Origin of the sequence: Ciceribacter ferrooxidans (genome assembly GCF_004137355.1) — a bacterium.
Lineage (GTDB): Bacteria > Pseudomonadota > Alphaproteobacteria > Rhizobiales > Rhizobiaceae > Allorhizobium > Allorhizobium ferrooxidans.
The window spans coordinates 21,138-44,251 of sequence record NZ_SDVB01000191.1 but is presented as its reverse complement, the minus strand read 5'-3'; the positions used below and the strand labels follow the sequence as shown (position 1 = coordinate 44,251).

General features: G+C 63.5%; 22 protein-coding genes and 1 pseudogene. 6 read left to right on the top strand and 17 right to left on the bottom strand.

Annotated features, from left to right (window positions below; genetic code table 11):
• Positions 1-83: 83 nt before the first annotated feature.
• The 3 genes from EUU22_RS08225 to EUU22_RS08215 all read right to left on the bottom strand — a co-directional run bounded on the left by EUU22_RS08225 (position 84) and on the right by EUU22_RS08215 (position 2,825).
• A complete protein-coding gene (locus EUU22_RS08225) occupies positions 84-1,136 on the bottom strand; it encodes an ABC transporter substrate-binding protein (RefSeq protein WP_129331537.1) in 1,053 nt (350 codons plus the stop codon).
• A gap of 193 nt (positions 1,137-1,329) precedes the next feature.
• Positions 1,330-2,070, bottom strand: a complete 741-nt coding sequence (locus EUU22_RS08220; RefSeq protein ID WP_129331536.1) for an SDR family NAD(P)-dependent oxidoreductase — start codon at positions 2,068-2,070, stop codon at positions 1,330-1,332.
• 74 nt (positions 2,071-2,144) lie between these two features.
• Positions 2,145-2,825: a GntR family transcriptional regulator gene (locus EUU22_RS08215; RefSeq protein ID WP_129331535.1), complete on the bottom strand. Its 681-nt coding sequence runs from the start codon at positions 2,823-2,825 to the stop codon at positions 2,145-2,147.
• A gap of 165 nt (positions 2,826-2,990) precedes the next feature.
• Between EUU22_RS08215 and EUU22_RS08210 the strand changes: the two genes are divergently transcribed.
• Positions 2,991-4,013, top strand: a complete 1,023-nt coding sequence (locus tag EUU22_RS08210) for a phosphotransferase (RefSeq protein WP_245484936.1) — start codon at positions 2,991-2,993, stop codon at positions 4,011-4,013.
• 2 nt (positions 4,014-4,015) lie between these two features.
• Positions 4,016-5,332: an aspartate aminotransferase family protein gene (locus EUU22_RS08205; protein WP_129331533.1), complete on the top strand. Its 1,317-nt coding sequence runs from the start codon at positions 4,016-4,018 to the stop codon at positions 5,330-5,332.
• A 72-nt stretch (positions 5,333-5,404) separates the two neighbouring features.
• On the opposite strand, the gene EUU22_RS08200 is transcribed toward EUU22_RS08205, so the two are convergent.
• Genes EUU22_RS08200 through hmgA form a run of 5 tightly spaced genes read right to left on the bottom strand, consistent with a single transcriptional unit; the run spans position 5,405 to position 10,557 of the window.
• Complete coding sequence (locus EUU22_RS08200) at positions 5,405-5,602, bottom strand: DUF2783 domain-containing protein (protein WP_129331532.1); 198 nt, start codon at positions 5,600-5,602, stop codon at positions 5,405-5,407.
• A 3-nt stretch (positions 5,603-5,605) separates the two neighbouring features.
• Positions 5,606-7,228: an FAD-dependent oxidoreductase gene (locus EUU22_RS08195; protein WP_129331531.1), complete on the bottom strand. Its 1,623-nt coding sequence runs from the start codon at positions 7,226-7,228 to the stop codon at positions 5,606-5,608.
• 23 nt (positions 7,229-7,251) lie between these two features.
• Positions 7,252-8,202, bottom strand: coding sequence for an MBL fold metallo-hydrolase (locus tag EUU22_RS08190; RefSeq protein WP_129331530.1), 951 nt, complete (start codon positions 8,200-8,202; stop codon positions 7,252-7,254).
• A 6-nt stretch (positions 8,203-8,208) separates the two neighbouring features.
• The gene (locus EUU22_RS08185; protein ID WP_129331529.1) at positions 8,209-9,234 is read right to left on the bottom strand and encodes a fumarylacetoacetate hydrolase family protein; all 1,026 of its coding nucleotides are present in this window, start codon (positions 9,232-9,234) and stop codon (positions 8,209-8,211) included.
• A gap of 27 nt (positions 9,235-9,261) precedes the next feature.
• Positions 9,262-10,557: a homogentisate 1,2-dioxygenase gene (gene hmgA / locus EUU22_RS08180; RefSeq protein ID WP_245484944.1), complete on the bottom strand. Its 1,296-nt coding sequence runs from the start codon at positions 10,555-10,557 to the stop codon at positions 9,262-9,264.
• A gap of 170 nt (positions 10,558-10,727) precedes the next feature.
• Between hmgA and maiA the strand changes: the two genes are divergently transcribed.
• Entirely contained in the window at positions 10,728-11,366 is a 639-nt protein-coding gene (gene maiA / locus EUU22_RS08175) for a maleylacetoacetate isomerase (protein ID WP_129331527.1), read from the top strand.
• Between the two features lie 51 nt (positions 11,367-11,417).
• Positions 11,418-11,885: a MarR family winged helix-turn-helix transcriptional regulator gene (locus tag EUU22_RS08170; RefSeq protein ID WP_129331526.1), complete on the top strand. Its 468-nt coding sequence runs from the start codon at positions 11,418-11,420 to the stop codon at positions 11,883-11,885.
• 33 nt (positions 11,886-11,918) lie between these two features.
• Here the strand turns inward: EUU22_RS08170 and EUU22_RS08165 are convergent, their stop codons facing one another.
• Positions 11,919-12,383 carry an Lrp/AsnC family transcriptional regulator gene (locus EUU22_RS08165; protein ID WP_129331525.1) on the bottom strand — a complete coding sequence of 155 codons (465 nt, stop codon included), beginning with the start codon at positions 12,381-12,383 and terminating at the stop codon, positions 11,919-11,921.
• A gap of 185 nt (positions 12,384-12,568) precedes the next feature.
• On the opposite strand from EUU22_RS08165, the gene EUU22_RS08160 reads away from it, so the two are divergent.
• On the top strand, positions 12,569-14,197 hold the full coding sequence (locus tag EUU22_RS08160) for a thiamine pyrophosphate-binding protein (RefSeq protein ID WP_129331524.1): 1,629 nt from the start codon (positions 12,569-12,571) through the stop codon (positions 14,195-14,197).
• Between the two features lie 48 nt (positions 14,198-14,245).
• Entirely contained in the window at positions 14,246-15,421 is a 1,176-nt protein-coding gene (locus tag EUU22_RS08155; protein WP_129331523.1) for an amino acid aminotransferase, read from the top strand.
• 74 nt (positions 15,422-15,495) lie between these two features.
• Here the strand turns inward: EUU22_RS08155 and EUU22_RS08150 are convergent, their stop codons facing one another.
• The 8 genes and pseudogenes from EUU22_RS08150 to EUU22_RS26025 form a co-directional block, all read right to left on the bottom strand.
• Positions 15,496-15,750, bottom strand: coding sequence for an acyl carrier protein (locus EUU22_RS08150; protein WP_129331522.1), 255 nt, complete (start codon positions 15,748-15,750; stop codon positions 15,496-15,498).
• Positions 15,747-16,946, bottom strand: coding sequence for a dihydrolipoamide acetyltransferase family protein (locus EUU22_RS08145; protein WP_129331521.1), 1,200 nt, complete (start codon positions 16,944-16,946; stop codon positions 15,747-15,749). Before EUU22_RS08145 ends, EUU22_RS08150 begins: the two co-directional genes overlap by 4 nt.
• A 2-nt stretch (positions 16,947-16,948) precedes the next feature.
• Complete coding sequence (gene pdhA / locus EUU22_RS25815) at positions 16,949-18,955, bottom strand: pyruvate dehydrogenase (acetyl-transferring) E1 component subunit alpha (protein WP_129331520.1); 2,007 nt, start codon at positions 18,953-18,955, stop codon at positions 16,949-16,951.
• Positions 18,952-20,700, bottom strand: a complete 1,749-nt coding sequence (acsA, locus tag EUU22_RS08135; protein WP_129331519.1) for an acetate--CoA ligase — start codon at positions 20,698-20,700, stop codon at positions 18,952-18,954. Before acsA ends, pdhA begins: the two co-directional genes overlap by 4 nt.
• Positions 20,701-20,997: 297 nt before the next feature.
• Complete coding sequence (locus EUU22_RS08130; protein ID WP_112689489.1) at positions 20,998-21,411, bottom strand: hotdog family protein; 414 nt, start codon at positions 21,409-21,411, stop codon at positions 20,998-21,000.
• A gap of 12 nt (positions 21,412-21,423) precedes the next feature.
• Positions 21,424-22,464 carry an AMP-binding protein gene (locus EUU22_RS26035; RefSeq protein ID WP_342635415.1) on the bottom strand — a complete coding sequence of 347 codons (1,041 nt, stop codon included), beginning with the start codon at positions 22,462-22,464 and terminating at the stop codon, positions 21,424-21,426.
• A gap of 67 nt (positions 22,465-22,531) precedes the next feature.
• A pseudogene (locus EUU22_RS26030) lies at positions 22,532-22,852 on the bottom strand (AMP-binding protein); the annotation flags it as partial.
• Positions 22,816-23,028, bottom strand: coding sequence for a hypothetical protein (locus EUU22_RS26025; RefSeq protein ID WP_342635414.1), 213 nt, complete (start codon positions 23,026-23,028; stop codon positions 22,816-22,818). The gene EUU22_RS26025 and the pseudogene EUU22_RS26030, both read right to left, overlap by 37 nt.
• Positions 23,029-23,114: the final 86 nt, after the last annotated feature.

The following is a 23,114-nucleotide window of genomic DNA, read 5'->3' as shown; positions in this document are numbered from 1 at the left end:
CTAGAGGCGAAGGTACGCCTTGTGGAACGCACCCGGCCATGCAGGAAGAGCGCCCGACGGGGCGCCCTTCACCACGGATGTCCTTACTGGGCGAGCCAGGCGTTGAAGCGCTGTGTCAGCGTTTCGGCATTGTCGATCCAGAAATCGACGTTGAGCGGAATGGCGTCCGTCATGTTTGCCGGATCGGTCGGCAGATCCTTCGCGAACTCCGCCGGCACCTTCGCGGCCGCTTCCTTGTTCGGCAGACCGTAAGCCACGAACTCCGGCAGCTTCGCCTGGTTTTCCGGCAGGCTCGCAAAGGCGATGAAGTCCTGAGCCACGTCCTTGTTTTCGGCATCCTTCAGGACCACCCAGCTGTCGACGGCATAGATGCTACCCGGGAAGACGACTTTGAAGTTCTTGCCCTCCGAACGGTTGATGCCCGTGATGCGGCCGTTATAGGCCGAGGTCATGACGACTTCGCCCGAAGCGAGGAACTGCAGCGGCTGGGCACCGGACTCCCACCAGATGATGTTCGGCTTCAGCTCGTCGAGCTTCTTGAAGGCGCGTGCGACACCCTCTTCCGTGCTCAGCACGTCATAGAGCTCGTCTTTGGAGACACCGTCGGCGAGCAGCGCGAATTCCAGCGTATATTTCGGGCCCTTGCGCAGCGCGCGCTTGCCGGGGAACTTCTCGACGTTCCAGAAATCCGCCCAGGAGGTCGGGCCTTCGGCCAGCTTGTCGCCGTCATAGGCGATCGCCGTCGACCAGACGATCGCGCCGACACCACAGTCATTGACGGCGCTGTCGAGGAACTTGTCCTTGCCGCCCATCTTGTCCCAGTCGATCTTCTCGTAGAGACCGTCGGCACAGCCGAGCGCCAGCTCCTCGGCTTCCACCTGCACGGCATCCCAGTTCGGGGCGCCCGCCTTGACCTTCGACTGGATCACGCCGATGCCGCCGTCCCAAGCCTCGTCGAGCACCGGCTTGCCGATCTTTTCCGAGAACGGCTTGAAGTAAATGTTACGCTGCGCGTCCTGGTAGTTACCGCCCCAGGAGACGACGGTGAGGTCACGCGCGAGAACCGGCGCAGCGAGGCTTGCCGACAGAACGACGGCGGCCGCCGCAAGGACACCCGATTTCAAGATGGTCTTCATGACATTCCCCTTTTCTTCGTTGTATCGAGCCGTTGCCGGCTCCGTGTCGTATTCACGCCGACCGCCAACCCGATGCTTTGCACCTTCGGTTGCGGCCTCTCCGGTCGTCGCGCCCTTTCCCCTGAACGTTTCGGCCGATTGATGCATTCCGGTCATTGCCGGTCAACGGGCAACTTGCCCCGCTTGACCGTTGTCAAACGTGCTGCCCTCCGTTGATGTGGATCTCTGCTCCATTGATGTAGGAGGAGGAGTCGGTGCAGAGGAAATAGATGGTTTCCGCGACTTCGCGCGGTTCGCCCAGCCGTCCCATCGGCACTTCCGCCGCCACCAGCGCATCGGTCCCTGGTGAGAGGATCGAGGTTTCGATTTCGCCCGGCGCAATCGCATTGGCGCGCACACCGCGGCGGCCGAATTCATGCGCCATCTCACGCGTGAGCGCCGCAAGCGCAGCCTTCGAGGCCGCATAAGCAACGCCCGCAAATGGATGCACACGCGAGCCGGCAATCGAGGTGACGTTAACGATCGAGCCCCTCGCCGCCTCCAGCTCCGGCATCAGCGTACGGGCGAGCAGTGCCGTCGAGACGAGATTGACGTTGAGCACCTGCGTCCAGACGTCCGCATCCGTGGCCATGACGCCGAGCCGGCTCTTGCCCGGCCCTTTCGGAGAGATGCCCGCATTGTTGACGAGCGCGTGCAGCTTGCCGTTCGGCAGCCGTTCACGCACGGTCGCGGCGAGACGACCGATCTGCGAGAGATCGGCAAGATCGGCCTGGATGTGGCTTTCCCGGGCAGAGGGCCAGGCGCATTCCTCGGAAAACGGCTGGCGGGAAACGGTGAGCATGCGCCAGCCTCTCGACTGGAAGAGCTTCACCGTCGCATGACCGATGCCGCGGCTCGCCCCCGTCAGCAACATATAGCGGCATTCTTCGGTCATACAGAACTCCTCTTGATGCTTGATACATCATAATAAGCGGCCGACGAATTGCAAGTCTCTCTTTTCACCACTCCTCAGGCGCGACGGGCCTCCCGGCCGGCATCCCGTTCGATGCAGTCGAGAATCGGCTTTCCACCCAGAAGGATATCATCGACGATGGCCATGGAGGCCGCTGCCGGATCATGACGCTTGAGCGCCTCGACGACCGGATAGTGATGGTCGATCATCGCCCGGCCGCCCGCGATATAGGCGCCGGAAATGTGCGGCCCCATCTGCAGCCACAATCGGCGCAAAATGCTGGTGAGCACCGGAAGCCCTGCGATCTGCGGCAGCATGAAGTGAAAGGCCTGGTTGAGCTGGGTGCCCTTCAAGCGGTCGCCGGCGGCGATTGCCGCCTCATTTTCCCGCAAGATCTGCTCCAGCGCCTGGATATCCGCAGTCGTCGCCAGCTGTGCGGCCGTCTCCGCCGCCAGTCCCTCGAGACGCACGCGGATGGCACGAATCTCGCGGTAGCGCTCTTCGCTGAGCCCGGCGATGCGGATGTCACGCGGTGAGCGAAAGGTGACCGCCTCGTCGTTGGCAAGGCGCAGGATCGCATCGCGGATCGGCGTGACGCTGGTGCCGAACTGTTCGGCAAGATCACGGATCTTCAAGCGATCTCCCGGCTGGAACCGCCCCTGCATCAACGCATCGCAAAGGGCGCCGTACACGACGCTGTTGAGGTTCGCATATTCCAGTGTCGAAAACTCGGCCATCGAACTCATCCGGCAAATAAAAGTGAGAAGATACTTGATGCATCTTTTTTTGCATGTTTCAAGTATGCACGAACGGCATTGTGGCGATCTGCGGGGAGCGCCCCGCCGGCCGGCACAAGCGTCCGCCGTCGCAGAACCGTCCAGGGACGGGGAATGGGAGCAAGTATGACCGATTCGATGTCGGCGACATGGGAACCGACCTCACTCGACGATGCGGAGCAGGCCGTCGCGGCCGTCTATGGCCTTGGCGGTGCGGCCAAGCGTCTATCCAGCGAGCGCGACGAGACCTTTCTCTTCACCCGCATGGACGGCACACCCTTCATCCTGAAGATCGCCAATCCTGCCGAAGATCCCGCCGCCCTCGTCTTCCAGGACGGCGCGCTGCTGCATCTCGAAGCCGCAGCGCCCGCCGTGCCCGTCCCCCGGCTCGTGCCGACCCTTGAGGGCAAGCCCAGTGAGACGCTGTCCACGGTGGAAGGACCGCGCATCATTCGTCTTCTGACCTTCCTCGACGGTGAGCTGCAATACCGCACGCCGGCCTCGGAAGCGCAGAGCCGCAACGTCGGTCGGGCGCTGGCCGAACTCGGGCTCGGCCTGGAAGGCTATGCCGGGCGGGCGCCCGAGGGAAAGCTGATGTGGGACATCTCGCATACGCTCGATCTGGCCGCCGTCGTCGACCATGTGGCGCTGGAGCGCCGCGCCCAGGTTGAGGCTGTGCTTGGCGAATTCGAGCGGGCGCTCCCCGCGATTGCGGCGCTCCGGCGCCGACAGATCATCCACAACGACTTCAATCCGCACAACATCCTGCTCGATCCGGCCGAGCCGACACAAGTGGTTGGCATCATCGATTTCGGCGACACGGTGTACGCGCCTGTCGTCAACGATCTTGCTGTCGCCCTCTCCTATCATCTCGCCACCGACAACTGGGCCGCCCGCATCGGCGCCTTCCTTGAAGGCTACCAGTCGGCGCGCGCGCTCCAGGAGGAGGAAATCGACCTCCTGCCGCTTCTCACCCGGGCACGCCTGGCCATGTCGATCATCATCGCCGAATGGCGCTCGGCCCGTTTCCCGGAGAACAGCGCCTACATCATGCGGAACCACGCAACTGCCTGGCGCGGTCTGCAAAATACCGCCGATCTCACTGCGGCCGGGCTGAAACGGCTCGTGCCCAACCTGTCCGAGGGCTGATCATGTCGATGTTGAATGCTTTTTCGCGCGAGGATTTCGAACGGCTGAGCGAAAGCGAACGGGCCCTCATCGCCCGACGGGAAAAGGTGCTGGGTCCGGCCTATCGCCTGTTTTACGAAAAGCCGCTACATCTCGTGCGCGGCGAAGGCGTTTTCCTCTACGATGCCGCAGGCGAACGCTATCTCGACGCCTACAACAATGTCGCCTCGCTCGGTCACTGCCATCCGCGCGTCGTGGAAGCGATCACGAAACAGACCGCCGTTCTCAACACCCATACACGCTATCTGCACGAGGGCATCGTCGACTATGCGGAAACGCTGACGGCGACGTTCCCCGAGGACCTGAGCCAGGCCATGTTCACCTGCACGGGCAGCGAAGCCAACGATCTCGCCGTACGCACCGCCCGTTACGTCACCGGCGGCACCGGCATCATCGCCACCGATCTCGCCTATCATGGCCTGACCAGCGCGGTTGCCGAGTTTTCGCCCTCGCTCGGCGAATCCGTGACCCTCGGCCCGCACGTGCGCACCGTGCCCGCCCCCGACAGCTATCGCCACTCGCCCGAGGAGATGATGGAGAAGTTCGGCCGCGACGTCCGCGCCGCCATCGCCGACCTCAAGCGCCACGGCGTCAAGCCGGCCATGCTGATCACCGACACGATCTTTTCCAGCGACGGCATCTTTGCGGATCCGAAGGGTTTTCTGAAGCCGGCCGTGGACGCCATTCACGAGGCGGGCGGTTTGTTTGTCGCCGACGAGGTGCAACCCGGATTCGGCCGCACCGGCGAGGCCATGTGGGGCTTCGAGCGTCACGGCCTTGCCCCCGACATGGTGACCCTCGGCAAGCCGATGGGCAACGGCTACCCGATGGCCGGCATCGTGCTGCGGCCGGAAGTCATCGCCGAGTTCGGCCCGAAGGCGCGCTATTTCAACACCTTCGGCGGCAATCCGGTCGCTGCCGCCGCCGGCAAGGCGGTGCTCGACACCATCCGCATCGAGGGCGTGCAGCAGAATGCGTCGGAAGTCGGCCGCTACCTGATGGACGGCCTGAAGGATCTTGCCGGCCGCCACTCGGCCATCGGCGACGTGCGCGGCTCCGGCCTCTTCATCGGCGTCGAAATCGTCGCCGATCGGGCGACGAAGAGCCCGGATGCGACGCTCACCACCCGCATCGTCAACGGCCTTCGCGAGCGTCGCGTCCTCATCAGTGCGTCCGGCCCGCGCGGCAACGTGCTGAAGATCCGCCCGCCGCTGGTCTTCTCGCGCGAGAACGCCGACATGCTGGTGGAGGCGCTCGGAAACGTCATGAGGGCGCTGTGACCGACGGCAAGAGAGCACTCGAATGCGGACCGCATATGTCAGGCGGCATGAAGGCGCGAGCGGCCGCCGCTGTCACGCCCTGACGCCGGTTGTTCTGGCGAGGTCGAGTGCTTCGCTAATTACCGCGTGATCGCCTATGTGGTTCATCAGGATCAGGATCAGGCGCGCATTCATGGCGTGACTTTCTTCTTCCGAGAGCCCCTCATGCGCTTTGATCAACCGCGCATAACTCTCATCCGGTCGGGAAAGATTGGGCTTGGTCTGCAGCATGGATCAATCCTTTGCAATCGCACGGGCAAGTGCTGCGCTGACGGCGACCGCATCGAAGCGATCCCATCGGGCGGCGACATGCTGGTCGGGGCGGATCAGATAGACGGCACTCTTCGCCCCGCCGAGATAACGTTCCTCGAGCGCCCTGTTTTCCTTCGCCGAAACCGCGAGCGTCTTCAGAGCGATGCCATGCGCCGCAAAGTTCTCCGGAACGTCCGCATCGATCGCGAGCAGCACGAAATCGCCGCCGATCAGGCGCAGTAGCCATTCCGTGCCGACCGGAGCGTCAGGGCATGGGCTTCCAGGACGCGTCCGGGCAGGCAGGCCTGGTAGATCCGGTCCGTTCAACCGCGAGCCGTCGTAAGTACAGGGTACCGAAAGACGGCCGGAATTGACCACGGTGCGGGCAAAGGGAAGTGTCTCCGCCAGGTCGAGAACCGCATTGCGGAAGAGTTTCGAAACGGCCGATTTCGGAGTGATGAAATCGGTTGACCGCGTCGAATTGGCGATGTTCTCGTCGGCTCCGAATACGCGTTCTTCGTCATATGTATCAAGCAGAGTATCGGGCGCCAGACCGTTGGCGACGAGAGCCAGCTTCCACCCGAGATTGTCGGCATCCTGCACGCCAGAATTGGCGCCGCGCGCACCGAAGGGCGAGACCTGGTGGGCGGAGTCTCCGGCAAAGAGAACCGGCCCATGGCGGAACTTTTCCATCCGGCGGCACTGGAATGTATAGATCGAGCACCAGTCGAGCTCGTATTCGACCTCTGGGCCCAGCATGGCGCTGACGCGGGCCCTGATATTCTCGGGCTCCAGTTCCTTCGCCCGGTCGATGCTCCAGCCGAGCTGGAAATCGATCCGCCAGATGTCGTCAGGCTGCTTGTGGAGAAGCGCGCTATCGCCGGATTTGAAATGCGGCTCGAACCAGAACCAGCGCTCGGTCGGGAAGTCCGCCTTCATCTTCACGTCGGCGATCAGGAAATTGTCTTCGAACACACGTCCCTCGAAGCCAAGGCCAAGCATCTTCCGGATCGGCGAACGGGCACCGTCGCAGGCGACGAGCCAGTCGGCCTCGACCTGGTAGGCACCATCGGGCGTCATGATATCGAGCGACACGTGGTCGTTATGGCGGGTGATCGAATCGATGCGATTGCGGCCACGGATTTCGATCAGGGCTCCCTCTTCCTGTGCCTTGACCACACCGTCATGCAGGAACTTTTCGAACCACGGCTGCTGCAGATTGATGAAGGCAGGGAAGGCGTGGCCATCTTCCGGCAACAGGTTGAACTCGTAGAGCAGCCGGTCGTCATGGAAGACCTTGCCGGTGTTCCACTGCACACCCTTCGCCAGCATGGCCTCGCCTGCGCCCAGCCGGTCGCAGATTTCCAGCGTCCGCTTCGCAAAACAGATGGCGCGGCTGCCGAGCCCCGGCCCCTCGTGATCGTCGAGGACGAGGACGGGAATGCCCCGCCGGCCGAGGTCAAGCGCCGTCGCAAGTCCGACGGGCCCCGCGCCGACGACGATCACCTTGTGCCGGACGGGCGTCACCGCATCCTGGTCAGGCGATCTGACATAAGGATATAGCCGGAACGCTATCGGATAGCGCTCCGTAACAGGATTCTCCATGGTCCCCTCCTCCGGGAAAGCCGTCAGCCCTGCAGGTCAGCCCACATCTGCAGGTCGCGATCCGCCGTCCAGATGCGTGGATGGTCGATGCCTCGCGCCTCGTCGTAGGCACGCGCCACATTGAACGGCAGGCAGTGCTCGTAGATTGCGTAGTCCCTGAACTTCGGATCGCATTCGGCACGAACCGCGTCCCAGGCTTCCTTCAGCGAGCCGCCGCGTGCCGCAATCCGCACCACCGGCCTGTAAGTCGATTCCACGAAGTCCTTCGTCCGGTCGAGCGCGGCGTTCGCCGCATCGCGGCCGACCACGGCATCGCCCCGGCCGGGCGCTATCGCCGCCAGATCATAGGCGCGGATCGCCTCCAGCGTCCTACCCCAGTCGGCAAAGTGGCCATCGCCGCAATAGCAGGCCGAGTGCGCCTCGACGATATCACCTGTGAACATCACATTCTGGTCAGGTACATGGATCACCGCATCGCCCGCCGTGTGGGCACGGCCGAGCTGAAGAATGTCGACCCGGCGCTTGCCGAGAAAGACCGACATCTTTCCGTTGAAGGTCGTGGTCGGCCAGGTCAGGCCCGGGATGGACTCATGGCCCTGGAACAGGCGGGGAAACCGCTGGAACTCGCTGTCCCAATCCTCCTGCCCGCGCTCGACGACCATCTTGCGCGCAGCGTCCGACATGATCACCTGGCCGGCACTGAAGGCGCTGGCGCCGAGCACGCGGACGGCATGGTAATGCGTCAGCACCACATGGCTGATCGGCTTGTCGGTGACGGTGCGGATGCAGTCGATCACCTTCCGGGCAAGGCGCGGTGTTGCCTGCGCCTCGACGACCATGACGCTGTCGTCGCCGATGATGACGCCGGAATTCGGGTCGCCCTCGGCCGTGAAGGCGTAGAGCCCGTCGCCGATTTCAGTGAAGCTTATCTTCTTCTCGGTGAGGTCGCCTTGGGACGCGAATGCCTTTGACATGAATCTCTATCCTTGCTGCTTTTCAAGCTTTGTAACGGTCTGCTCAATGGCGCCGAAGATGGAATGTCCGCTCTCGTCCTTCATTTCGATGCGCACGGTGTCGCCGAATTTCATGAACGGGGTCTTGGGGCCGCCGCTCTCGATCGTCTCGATCATGCGGATTTCGGCAATGCAGGAGTAACCGGCACCGCCTTCCCCGACCGGCTTGCCGGGGCCGCCATCGAGCTTGTTGGAAACCGTGCCCGAGCCGATGATGGTACCCGCAACGAGCGGCCTGGTCTTCGCCGCATGGGCGATCAGCTGACCGAAATCGAAGGTCATGTCGATGCCGGCATTGGCGCGACCGAAGGGCTTGCCGTTATAATCCACCAGAAGAGGCAGATGCAGCTTGCCGCCGTCCCATGCGTCGCCGAGTTCATCCAGCGTCACCGCAACGGGCGAAAATGCCGAGGACGGCTTGGACTGGAAAAAGCCGAAGCCCTTTGCCAGTTCGGCCGGGATCAGGCCGCGCAGCGACACGTCGTTGACCAGCATGATCAGCCGGATTGCATGCCTCGCCTCTTCTGCCGAAACGCCCATGGGAACGTCATCGACGATGACGGCGACTTCGCCCTCCATGTCGATGCCGAAGGTTTCGTCGTCGGGCATGACGATGGGTGCGCGTGGCGCGAGGAAACTGTCGGATCCGCCCTGATACATCAGGGGATCGGTCCAGAATGTCGCGGGCATTTCGGCATTGCGCGCCTTTCTGACCAGCTCGACGTGGTTCACATAGGCCGAACCGTCCGCCCATTGGTAGGCGCGCGGCAGTGGCGAGGCCGCGTCGTGCTCATGGAAACGTGTGAAGGGCTGCGAGCCGGTTTCCAGGCCTTCCGCGACACGCTGGAGGCGCGGCCCGACATGAGCCCAATCGTCGAGAGCCGCCTGCAGGGTGCGGGCGATATGGCCGACTTCCGAACAGCGCGTGAGATCCCTGGAAACGACGACCAGTTTTCCGTCGCGTGTGGAATCCTTCAAGGTGGCAAGTTTCATTGTCCCTCCAACCCGGCTCGCGGCCGGTTATTTCTTGATGCCCGGCGTGCCGTCGAACTTCTTCTCGAGGCTGTCCCAGCAGTCGATATAGTCGTCCTGCAGCGGTGCATGCTTCGCAGCCCACTCCGTGAGATGCTGGGGGAAACGCGTCTCGAACATGAAGCTCATGGTTTCCGCCTGGAATTGCGGCACCATCGGCTCATTCGAGCCGTGCTCGAAGGCGTTGCGGTCCGGCCCATGCGGCAGCATGCAATTGTGGAGACTCATGCCGCCTGGTGCAAACCCCTGTGGCTTGGCGTCATAGACGCCGTAGATGTTGCCCATCAGCTCCGACATGATGTTCTTGTGGTACCAGGGCGGGCGAAACGAGTGCTCGGCCACCATCCAGCGCTCACGGAACAAGACGAAATCGATGTTGGCCGTGCCCTCCTGCCCGGACGGTGCCGTCAGCACCGTGAAGATCGACGGATCGGGGTGATCGAAGAGGATCGCACCGACCGGCGAGTAGGTTCTGAGGTCATACTTGTAGGCACAGTAATTGCCGTGCCAGGCGACGATGTCGAGCGGTGAGTGGCCGATCCTGGTCTCATGGAACTGGCCGCACCATTTGAGCACGACGCGCGAGGGCACTTCCCGGTCTTCGAAAGCAGCCACCGGGCATTTGAAGTCGCGCGGATTGGCGAGGCAGTTCGCGCCGATCGGACCGCGGTTGGGGAGATCGAACTTCTGGCCGTAATTCTCGCAGACGAAGCCGCGGCACGGGCCCTCCAGCACTTCCACGCGATAGACGAGACCACGCGGCAGGAGTGCGATTTCCTTAGGCTCGACATCGATCACACCGAGTTCGGTAGAGAAGCGCAGCTTGCCCTCCTGCGGCACGACCAGCAGTTCGCCGTCGGCCGAGTAGAAATACTCGTCCACCATGGATTGCGTGACGAGATAGACATGGCTCGCCATGCCGGTCTGGGTGTTGACGTCGCCTGCCGTCGTCACCGTGCGCATGCCGGTGACCCATGTCAGCTTTTCGTCCGCATGCGGGATCGGGTCCCAGCGATATTGTCCCAGGGAAGTCACGTCCGGCAGGATGTGCGGGGCCGACTTCCAGAGGGGCACGTCGATCTTTTCGAACCGTGTCGTATGCTTGACGCTGGGACGGATGCGATAGCACCACGTGCGCTCGTTTTGTCCGCGCGGTGCCGTGAAGGCCGTGCCGGAGAGCTGCTCGGCATAGAGGCCATAATTGCATTTCTGCGGCGAGTTCTGACCCTGCGGCAGCGCGCCGGGCAGTGCCTCGGTTTCAAAGTCATTGCCGAAACCCGGCATGTAACCCTGATGCGGACCAAGATTGCTGAGTGCGCGGGTCGTGCCAGCGGCGAGCGGATGCTGGTTCATCGTCTGCTCCGATCAGATTTGTGTCTGGACCGGAGTAGATAGTTGCATTCGCAACTTTGTCAAGATAGAGTTTGACGGAACGCAAGAAGAGGACGTCCGGGATGACCGAGCACGATGTGACGCTGTTTGACTACTGGCGGTCCTCCGCCTCCTATCGTGTGCGGATCGGTCTGAACCTGCTCGGCATCTCCTATGCCGGTGAGCCGGTCGACCTCCTTTCCGGTGCACAGCGGAGCCAGGAGAATCTGGTGCGCAACCCGCAGGGACTGGTGCCGACCCTTTCGATCGACGGCGTCGAGCTTACGCAGTCGCTGGCAATCCTCGAATATCTGAACGAGACACGCTCCGTCGGATGGCTTCCGGCCGATGCGGTCGGGAAAGCCAGGGTGCGAGCGTTGAGCTACGCAATTGCGATGGAGATCCACCCCGTCTGCAACCTGCGCGTGGCCCGCCACGCAGCTGCACTGGGCGGCACGACCGTCGAGGAATGGATGAGACATTTCATCACGGATGGATTGGCGGATTTCGAGGGCATGCTGCAACGGCAGCCGGAAGGTCGCTTCTGCTACGGGGATCAGGTGACGCTCACCGATATCTGCCTCGTGCCGCAGATCTACAACGCGCGGCGATGGGGCGTGAACCTGGAAAGCCTGCCCCGCACCATCGCCGTTTCGGCCCGGCTGGAGGAGATTCCGGCCTTCGCGGCCGCCCATCCGGATCGTGTGCGGCCGCAATCGTGACTTCGGAAGTGGGCTGTGGCAGGTTCACCGCCCAGAATCATGGATACCTGAATGGCCGACCAGAAGCGCGACGTGGATTTCGATCTCGAACAGTTCCTGCCCTACCTGCTGAACCAGGCAGCGGAGGCGATATCCCGTTCCTTTCAGGAAATCTACCGCGAGCTCTACGGCATGACGCGCACGCAATGGCGGGTGATGGCCAATCTCGGCAAGTTCGGCGCGATGACGGCGAAGGACATTTGCGTCATCTCCCATGTCGAGAAGACGAAGGTCAGCCGCGCGGTCTCCGCACTGGAAGCCGATGGCTTTCTCGTGCGCACGCCGAGTGAAGAAGACAGGCGGGCCGAGATCCTGAGCCTCACGGACAAGGGCCGCACTGCTTTTGCCGACCTTGGCCAACGCGCCATCACCTACGATCGCGATCTGCGCCGCAAACTCGGGCCGGGACTTACGATCCAGCTCGATGCGCTCCTGAAAAAGCTGATTGCCGAAGCGCCGTCCCGGCACGACGACGAGTAATCAGCCAGCGGCTCCCGCACGCCCCCTCACGCATCAATCCCCAAGCTCGAGGACCTCGCTGTCCTTCAGCGTCCTCAGCACGAAATCAGAGCGCACCTGCGCGACCTGCGGCTGGATCAGAAGGCGATCATGGACGAAGTCCGAAAAGCGCTCGAGGTCTCGTACCCGCACGTCGAGCACATAATCGGCGTCACCCGACACTGAAAAGGCCGATTGCACCTCCGGCTGCCGTTCGAGCCATCTCGAGAAGTTCTTGTCGGTGTCCCGATCATGCATACGCAGGTTGACCCGCACGATCACCCGGACCTTGACCCCGAGTTTCGCCGCATCGAGCCTTGCGTGGTAGCCTGCAACCAGACCCGCCTCTTCCAACGCCGTCCGCCGTCGGGAACACTGCGACGGTGACAGATTGATCAGCTCCGAAAGCTGCGCATTGGTGAGCGATCCGTCCTTCTGCAGGGCATCCAGAATCTGGCGGTCATGGCGGTCGATGAGCATGGCGATCCTCTCACATGTCGCACTCTTCCGAATATACATACACATATCATGCATCACTATCCATAGTGGAGCACGTTTCATGCGATATTCCGCGGATGCAGGCCAAAGGTCGCACACCTCGTGCACATTGTCGCTGCTATTCTCACCTTCACGCCAGAGACCAGGGCGACGGGAGGATACCGGCCATGACGCCAAAGACGGACTATGTCTATCAATCCATCGCGCGCGCCGTGCGCGATCACGATGTCGGAACGATGTTCGGGCTCATGGGCGATGCAAACCTCTTCATGGTCGACCACTTCGTTCGCGGCTGCGGCGGTCGCTTCGTGCCGGCGGCGCATGAAGGCAGTTCCGTTCTGATGGCGCTCGCCTTTGCCCATGTGTCGGGCGGCGTCGGCGTCGCCTCCGTGACCCATGGCCCTGCGCTGACCAATTGCGTGACAGCGCTCACCGAAGGCGCCCGCGGCAACATTCCGATGGTGCTTCTGGCGGGCGATACGCCGGTCATGAACCCGCGCCATATCCAGAGCATCGACCAGCGCGAAGTGGTGAAGGCGACCGGCGCCGGCTTCGAGCAAATGCGTGCGCCCGAGACCGCAACCTATGACGTGGCGCGGGCCTTTTATCGTGCCAGTGTCGAGCGGCGCCCGATTATCCTCAACATGCCGGTCGATTTCATGTGGCACGAACATCCGTACCAGTCCCACCGCTTCGAAGTCTTCGAAACGCCGGCTTATGTTCCGGAAGGCGATGCCTTGAACAGGGCGATCGGCGTGATCGCCGCCGCCCGCCGTCCGCTGATCCTTGCCGGGGGTGGCGCTTGCGGCGCACGTGAACAACTGATCCGGCTCGCCGACCGGCTCGAGGCGCCGCTTGCCACGACACTGAAGGCCAAGGGCCTCTTCTCCGGCCACCCTTACAACATGGACATCTTCGGCACGCTCAGTACGCCTGCGGCCTATGATGTGATCGCCAGGTCCGACTGCATTCTCTGCTTCGGCTCCGGCCTGCATGATTTCACCACCGAGAAGGGTGCCCTGATGAGGGGCAAGCGTGTCGTGCAGGTGGACGTCGACCAACGCTTCATCGGCCGCAGTCTGCATCCGGATGTGGCGCTGGTGGCCGACAGCGCACTGACGGCTGACAACATCGTCTATTGGCTCGACGAGGCGGAAATCCCGCCGAGCGGCTTCACCGGCGAACTCGCGCCGCAGGCGCTCACTGGCCATGTTCCCGGCCAGCGCGACAAGGCCGGACCCGGATTCGTCAACTATGTCTGGGCGGTGGAAGAACTCGACAAGGCCCTGCCCGACGACCGTATTCTGGTCACCGACGGCGGGCGCTTCATGACCGAGGTCTGGTGCCGCATTTCGGTGACCGACCCGAAAAGTTTCATGGTGACCGCCAATTTCGGCTCGATCGGGCTCGGCCTCGCGGAAGCGATCGGCGCAGGGCTCGCCGCGCCTGACAGGCCGGTCGTCCTCTTTACCGGCGACGGCGGCTTCATGATGGGCGGCATCAACGAGTTCAACACCGCCGTGCGGCTCGGCCTGAACCTGATCGTCGTCGTCTGCAACGATTCGGCCTACGGGGCGGAACACATCCAGTTCCTCGACCGCAAGATGGATCCCGGCCTCACCGAATTCGACTGGCCCTCTTTTGCGGAAGTTGCCACGGCGCTCGGCGGTGAGGGCATCGCCGTCCGCTCGGCCGACGAGCTCGACGTGGCCATCGCTGCGATCGGAAACCGCACGAAGCCTCTCCTGATCGAACTGCGGCTCGATCCGAACGACGTGCCCCGCATGCGCATCTGACGCGTAACACCACTCTTTCGAAGAAACCTACTGTGAGACAGATCCTCAATGTTTGAAACCCTTACCCGCGAAGCCGACGACCCACTGCTGGCACTGACACCCCTCTTCAAGGCCGATCCGAACCCTGCGAAGGTCGACCTCGGCGTCGGGGTCTATCGTGATGATCTCGGCAGAACCCCCGTCTTCCGCGCGGTCAAACGTGCGGAGGCCCTCCTTCTGGAAACGCAGGAGACGAAGGCTTATGTCGGTCCGGAGGGCGACCTCGCGTTCATCGAAGCTTTCTGGAATTTTGTGGCCGGCGAAGGACGAGATGCCGCCGGTGTGCAGACCGTCGGCGGGACCGGCGCACTGAGGCTGGCCGCGGAACTGCTCCGACGTTCCGGCTCATCGCGGATCTTTCTCGGCACCCCCACTTGGTCGAACCATTCAGCCATCTTCCAGGCGGCCGGCCTCTCGGTGGTGACCTATCCCCTGTTCGACGTTGCCAGCCAGAACCTGCTCGCCGGGGAGATGATGTCGACGCTGGCCGACAGGGCACAGCCGGGCGATGCCGTTCTCCTCCACGCAAGCTGCCACAATCCGACCGGTGCCGTCATGGACGACGCCACTTGGGCGGCGGTCACCGAAATGATCCTCAGGAAGGGTCTCGTGCCGCTCCTCGACAGCGCCTATCAGGGTTTCGGAACCGGCATCGAAAGTGATGCCGCCCCGTTGCGCCGCTTGCTCGACCAGGTCCCGGAGACAATTGTCGCAGCCTCGGCTTCCAAATCCTTCGGGCTCTACCGCGAACGGACGGGGGCGGTCTATGCGACCTCCCCTTCGCCAGCAACCCGTGACAAGCTGAAATCCCATCTCGTGACTGTCGGACGTGGCTCCTATTCCATGCCGCCGGATCACGGTGCGGCGGTCGTCCGCACCATTCTGACCGACCCCGAATTGCGGGAGGACTGGCGGACCGAACTCGATGAAGCACGCCAGCGGATTACCGCCATGCGGGCGATCCTCGCGGAGGGCCTTTCCCCGCTTTCTCCCGCGCTCGCTGCGATCGCAACCCAGCAAGGCATGTTCTCGCTTCTTCCGCTGGACGAGAGACGGATCATCGAGCTCCGCCAGCGGAGCGGAATCTACATGCCGCTCTCCGGCCGTATCAACATCGCCGGGCTGAACAGCGGACAGGCTCCGGGCGTGATTGCAGCACTCCGCGCCCACGCCGCGCGTGGCTGAAGGAAACGAACGGCTGCCATAGGTCGGAGCTTCGACGGCGACGACCTGAGGTGGCTCAGTCGAAGGAAAGGCCTTCATCGCGGCTGACCGGTCTTCTCCGCGATATAGGCAACAATTGCCGAGATGGTCGAGAGACGAGGGTAGTCCTCCTCGGGCATCGGCAGGCCGAACCGCTTGCCGAGTGCCGCCATCAGGTTGAGGAAGTCGATCGAGTCCAGGTCGCATTGCTCCCGCAGCGACCGGTCCGGGACGATCTCGGCCGGATCGATGTCCGGTGCGATCCGCCGCAACTCCGCCTTTACGGCATTTTCGATGTCCTGTGCGGTCATAACGCCTCCGGTCGCTGGAGCAGGTCTGCAATGGTGCCGAGGAAAAGCGCGCCGCGGTGACCGTCGCTGACCCGGTGATCGCCGGCGAGCGAAAGGCTGACGACGCGCCGCGGCACAATGTGGTCGCCTTCGACAACAGCTTTCGTCGCGGGGGTGCCGAAACCAACGATCGCCACCTGCGGCGGGTAGATGACGCCGTACAGCGTTTCCACACCCCGGTCGCCGAGGCTTGAGATTGTAATCGTCGGATCCGCCAGTTCCGAGCCCCGGAAACGTCCGGCACGCACGCGGGCGACAAGGTCCTTCAGTTTCTCCATGAGCTCCGGGAGCGGCATCCGGTTGACGTCGTGGATCGCCGGCGCGACGAGTCCGCCTCCACGGATATTGATCGCGACGCCGGCATGTACTGCGCTTGCGGCCACGAACGCGCCGTTCAGATGGTGGCCGTTGAACTCCGGGTAACTCTTTGCCGCGATTGCCACGGCCTTGACGAAGAGAGCGCCGAGCAACAAGCGGCTCGCGGGATCCCGACCGGCATTGTAGGCGGCAAGCCATGTCTCGGCCTTCGCGAGCTCGGCGGTGTGTGAAAGATAATAATGAGGGATTTCCCGTTTCGATCGCGCCATCGCGGCGGCGATCGCGGCGCGCATGCCCGTCATCACCTGTGCCGTCGAAACCGCTTCCGCCTGCCGCAGTGTATCCTCTCTGCCCTTCCGGACCTCGACATCGGCAAGCACGATCTCACCGCGGGGACCGCTGCCGTGCAGCTCGGCCAGCGCTATTCCCGACTGCTCGGCGAACCGTCGCGCCGCGGGCGTAACAAGAATGCGTGCGGCTACTCCCGGCCCTACCGGAACCACGGGCGCGGCCTGCGGAATAGGCGGTGGGGGAACGGCCGTCGCGATCGTCTCCACCGCCGTTACGGACACCGGCGGCACCGGAGCTTCGACGACAACCTCGCCGGGACGGGCGATCACGGCCATCGGCGCACCGACCGGAAGTCGGTCACCGATCGCCGCGAGGCTCTTCTCGAAGACACCGTCCTCAAAGACCTCGATCTCGATCGCCCCTTTCTGGGTTTCAACGACGGCAATGACATCGCCGTGGCGGACGGCCGCGCCGGGCGTGACGAGCCATTCGACCAGCGTCCCCGCCTCCATGTCGGCGCCGAGCGAAGGCATGTGGAAGGTGCCCATGCTCAGCCCTTTCCGAACATTGCCTTGACGGCCGCGACAATCGTCGCCGTCTGCGGGATCGACGCCTGCTCGAGATGGGCGGGATAGGGGATCGGGACCTCCGCGCTGCAGACGCGGGCAAGCGGCGCATCGAGATCGAAGAAACCGCGCTCGGCGATCTGCATGCCGATCTCGGCGGCAAGGCTGCCCGTCCTCCAGCCTTCGTCGACGACCAGCACCCGATGGGTCTTGCCGACCGAGGTGAGGATCGTGTCGATGTCGAGCGGCCGAAGCGACCGGAGGTCGATCACCTCCGCCTCGATGCCCTCTTGCGCCAGTTGCTCGGCGGCCTCCAGTGTCTTGAACAGCGACCCGCCATAGGTGACGAGCGTGACGTCGCGTCCCGCGCGGCGGACGGCGGCACGGTCGATGTCAACCGGACCGGCATTCACCGCGAGCCGACCCGTACGGTTGTAAAGCATGACGTTTTCGAAGATCAGCACCGGATCCGGCTCCTGAAGCGCCGTCCAGAGCATGCCGCGGGCGTCCTCGAGCGTCGCCGGCGCGAGCACGCGGATGCCGGGAATGTGGGCATACCAGCCCTCGAGACTGTGCGAATGCTGTGCGGCGAGTTGCCGGCCCGCACCCGTCGCCATGCGGATGACGACGGGGACCGGAAACTGCCCGTTCGACATGTGGCGCAGCGTGGCCGCGGTGTTGACGATCTGATCAAGCGCGAGCAGCGAGAAGTTCACCGTCATCACCTCGACGATCGGCCGCATGCCGGCGATCGCCGCGCCGATCCCCGCGCCGGTGAAACCCGATTCCGAGAGCGGCGTGTCACGGATGCGTTCGGGACCGAATCGGTCGAGCAGGCCCTTGCTGACGGCATAACAGCCGCCGTAGCGGCCAACATCTTCTCCCATCAGGAAGGTTCGCTCGTCCCGTTCCAGCGCCTCGACGATCGCCGCCTTGACGGCCTCGCGATAGCTGATCTCGACGGTTTCGGCCGACGGCGCGACGATCGCCGGCGCGGGCGGCCGCACATCCGCATAGACGTCCCGCGTCAGCGTTTCGAGTGGCTCCCACGTGCCGGCTTCGGCAAAGGCGACCGCCTCGGCGATCTCGCCTGCGACCTCCGCCTCGATCGCGGCAATGTCGGCCTCGTGGACGATGCCGTTCTGCGTGAGCCATGACTGGAAGCGGACGATCGGACCCTTGGCCCGCCATGCCTCGACCTCGGCCTTGTCGCGATATAGCTGCGCATCGAACATCGAATGGGCACGGAAGCGATAGGTCCTGAACTCCAGGAAATAGGGTTTTCCGGTCTCGCGGATCGCGTGGACGGCGCGCCGTGCCGCCGCTTCCACGGCGACCACGTCCATGCCGTCGACCGCCTCGCTCGTGATCCTGTAGCTCTCTGCCTTCCTATGAAGGTCGGTCTCGGCCTCGGACCGTTCCAGCGCCGTGCCCATCGCATAGCGGTTGTTCTCGCAGACGAAGAGGACCGGCAGACCCCAGAGCGCGGCGAGATTGAGGCTCTCGTGGAACTCGCCCTCGGCGACCGCACCCTCGCCGAAGATGCAGGCCGTGACGTGGTCCTCGCCCCGCATCCGGTCCGCGAGCGCGAGACCGACGGCAAGCGGCAGGCCACCGCCGACGATGGCGTTTCCGCCATAGAAGTTGCAGGCGCTCGAAAAGAGATGCATCGAGCCTCCGCGTCCGCCGGAACACCCCTCCGCCTTTCCGTACATCTCGGCCAATACCGCGCCCATCGGCACACCGCGAACCAGCGCATGCCCGTGCTCGCGATAGGTGGCGACCAGACGATCCCTCTCCTCCAGCACGGGAATGACGCCGACGGCGATCGCCTCCTCGCCGTCGTAGAGGTGCAGGAATCCCCGGATCTTCTCCTGGGTATAGAGTTCGGCGCACTTGTCCTCGAAGCGCCGGATGCGGATCATCTGCTTCAGGAGGCTCAGGGAGTGCTCGCGGGTCAGATGCGGTTTGAGGCTGCTGTCGCTGGTCATTTTTCGTCACTCTCGAGCGTGGAGATGTCGCCCTCGGGAAGGCCGAGTTCGCGGGCTTTCAGGAGCCGCCGCATGATCTTGCCGCTGCGGGTCTTCGGAAGGTTCGTCCGGAAGGCGATCTGTTTGGGCGCGACGGCCGGACCGAGGCGGCGCCGGGCATGGCCGAGCAGGTCGAGTTCGAGCTCCTCACCGGGCTGGTATCCATGCTTCAGCGCAACGAAGGCCTTGACCACCTCCCCCGCCGTCTCGTCGGGAATGCCGATGACCGCCGCCTCGGCGACGGCCGGATGCTCCATCAGCGCGCTTTCGACCTCGAAGGGGCCGATCAGGTGGCCGGAGCTCTTGATCACGTCGTCGTCCCGCCCGACGAACCAGTAGTAGCCGTCCGCATCCCGCATCGCGAGATCGCCGGAGAGATACCAGCCGTCGACGAAGCACTTGCGGTAGCGTTCCTCCTCATGGAGATAGGCGCGCATCATCGACGGCCAGCCGGGTCTGAGCGCCAGATGCCCGATCGTCATCGGTGTGGTCACCTCGCGCACGCCAGTTTCAGTTCGTTCGACGATGCCGGCGGTTATACCAGGCAGGGGCTTGCCCATGGAGCCGGGCTTCACGTCCATGGCGGCATAGTTGGCGATCATGATGCCGCCGGTTTCCGTCTGCCACCAGTTGTCGTGGAACGGCTTGCCGAAGGTCTCGTTGCCCCAGACGACCGCTTCGGGATTGAGCGGCTCGCCGACGCTCGCCATGAAGCGGAGGCACGAGAGATCGCGACGCTTCGCCGGCCCGGCACCGACCTTCATCAGCATGCGGATCGCCGTCGGTGCCGTGTACCAGACATTGACCCGTTCGGCCTCGAGAATGCCGTACCAGCGCTCGGCATCGAATTCGGCTTCGTCGACGATCATCGTCACGCCGTTCGTCAGCGGGGAGATGATGCCGTAGGAGGTACCCGTCACCCAGCCCGGATCGGCCGTGCACCAGAAGATGTCGTCGGGATGCAGGTCGAGTGCGATCCGTCCCGTGACATGATGGGCGACGACCGCCTCGTGCACGTGCACCGCACCCTTCGGCCGGCCGGTGGTGCCGCTCGTGAAATGCAGGAGCGCCATGTCTTCCGGCACGGTCCGCGCCACCTCGAAGTGTGGCGACGCCTCGGCCATCAGTTTGCGAAGTTCCGACGTCCCTTGCGGCGGCTCGCCGTCACCATCGATGATGAGGACATGGGCGAGACCGGGAAGTTCGCGCCACCAGCCGGCCACCTTGCGCTTGAAGAGCGCGGCCGATGTGACCAGCACGCGCGCCTCGCCGATTTCCATGCGCGCCCTGACCGGCTCAGGTCCGAATTGCGAGAACATCGGACAGAAGACCGCGCCAGCCTTCAGCGTCCCGAGCGCCGCAATGTAGAGCTCGGGTACCCGCCCCAGGAGCGCGTAGACACGCTCTCCCTTCCCGATGCCGAGCGAGGCGAGCACGTTCGCGAACCGGTTCGTCCGAGCCTTGAGGTCGGCAAAGGTGAAATCGTGACGGCTCTCGTCCTTGGCGATCCAGCGGATGGCGACCTTGTCTGCAAGACCGTCGGCGACATGGCGGTCGACCGCCTCGTGGGCGATGTTGAGACCGCCACCCGGCAGCCCGTCAAGAAGCGAGCGGGCCTTGTCCCAGGTGAAGTCTTCGCGCAAAGCCTCGTAGCTCGAAAAATTCGCACCCCCGACGGTGTTCCGGTCCTTGATGATAACCTCCATCCCTGCCTCCCCTCCGGTTCGACCCGGCATCAACCGGCGATCGCTGCCTGCCACCGGTTCTTCGAACATCGTTCGCAGTCGGCCCGTTACTCGACCGATCCTCGATGCTCTTTATTCTTTTATTCGGATATAATTACATTGTTGTTGGCCTATATCAATCAACCGCAATTGTGAGAGAAGGCTTGGAACAGCGAGGCGGCCGGCGAGAGGCCGTTCAATCTCCTCACGCGGCCGTGGAACCTCCGTCATGCAGTCCGACGTCAAGGATAACAGAGCCTGGGGGGACGAGAAGGGCAATCAGGCATTCTTCCGCAGTTCAATCACGGGACGCCGCCACGAGACAATCTTCGGGGTGAACACCTGCACGATCTCGCCATCCTGGTTGAGCGTTTCGCTGCGAAAGGTGACGAGGCCGCGTTCGGGCTTCGAGCGCGACTGCGCGATGGTGACGATCTCACTTTCCACATGGATGCGGTCGCCGGGCCATGTGGCGCGCGGCCAGGAGATTTCCCCGCCCGCGCCGATCAGCCCGCCGGCCAGCGGCAGGCTGTCGCGGGCCAGCTCGTCATCGAGATGGAAAAACTGCGGATCGTAGCGCCCCGCGAATTCCCGGATTTCGTCGAGTTCCATCACATGGGAAGGGCTGGTGAAGCGCTGGCCGGCCTCGAGGTCGTCGGGATAGAGCTTCACCGCCTGCGCGTCGTCGGTCATATTGCGTCTCCCTCAGCCGGCAAGCGTCGCATCCGGCGAGCGCTTTTCGTATTCGTCTAGAACGATCCGAAGGATCGCCGTCTTGAGCACCTTGCCCATTACCGTATGCGGCAGTTCCTCGACGATGATGACGTCGTCGGGATTGCTCCACTTGGAGATCTTGCCGGTATAGACGTCGAGCATGTCGTGGCGGGTAAAGGTCTGGCCGGGCTTCACCACCACGACGAGAACAGGGCGCTCGCCCCAGCGGGCATCGGGAACGGCAACGACGGCCGCTTCCTTGACCGCCGGATAGGCCTGCGCGATGTATTCGAGCTCGATCGAACAGATCCATTCGCCGCCGGATTTCACCACGTCCTTGGTGCGATCGACGATCTGCACGAAGCCGTCCTCGTCCACGGTGACGACGTCACCGGTATCGAACCAGCCTTCGACGGCGTGCGCCGGGCCCTTTTCGGTGTTGTAGTAGCCGGCGGCGACCCAGGGACCCCGCACCAGCATGGCGCCGAAGGCCTTGCCGTCGCGCGCCACCGGCTTGCCGTCGCTGCCGTCGATGCGGAATTCCATGCCGAACAGCGGGCGGCCCTGCTTGGCTTCGAGCATGAGCCTCTGCTCTGCCGACAGCAACTCGTGCTTGGGAAGCAGGGTCGCCGCAAGCCCGATCGGGCTCGTTTCCGTCATGCTCCAGGCATGGCGAACCATGACGCCCATGTTGTGGAAGCGGCTGATCATGATCGGCGGCGTGGCCGAGCCGCCGATGGCGACGCGCTTCACCGTCGTGGACTTTTGCCCATGGGCGTCCATCCAGTCGAGCAGGCCGAGCCAGACCGTCGGCACGCCGGCGGTCGCGGTCACGCCCTCGCTTTTGAACAGAGAATGAAGGCTTGCGCCGACGAGGTTCGAGCCGGGCACCACGAGCTTCGCCCCGACCATCGGCGCCGCGAAGGGCAGGCCCCAGGCATTGACGTGGAACATCGGCACGACCGGCACCACCGCATCCGTCGCCGAAAGGCTGAGCACGTCCATGAAGCTGATCGCCATGGCATGCAGCACGCTTTTCGGGTCGCCTCGTCGTACCCGAGGTGTAGCAAAGGCCGGATGCGGTGTTCTCGTCGAACACCGGCCACTCGAATTCGTCGGGCTCGTCCGCAATCAGCGTCTCGTAGCAGACGAGGTTCGGCAGCGCCTCCGACTTCGGCATATGCGCCTCGTCGGTCATGATGACGACGGCCTTCAGCGGCGCCAGCCGGTCGGCCAGCGCTTCGAGGATCGGCAGGAAGGTGAGGTCGGAGAAGAGCACGCTGTCGCCGGCATGTTCGATGATGTAGCCGATCTGCTCGCGGAAGAGGCGCGGGTTGATCGTGTGGTACACGAAGCCCGAGCCGAAAACGCCGTAGTAAAGCTCTATGTGCCGGTAGCCGTTCCAGGCGAGCGTGCCCACCAGTCGCCATGCTGGAGGCCGAGCTTCTGGCTGCGCTTCGAAAGGTCCGCATAGATGTTGCGATGGATCGGCCCCTCGACGGTCTTCGAGACCTCGTCCGTGCTGCCGTGATAGGTCGCTGCATGACGCAGAATCGACGACACGAGCAGCGGTGCATTCAACATCATGCCAAGCATGGTCTTACTCCTCCCAGGGACAGAGTAATTCCAGCAAAAGTGTGAAGCGGTTTTGCGTCCGGAATTACGTAAAAACAAAAAGACAG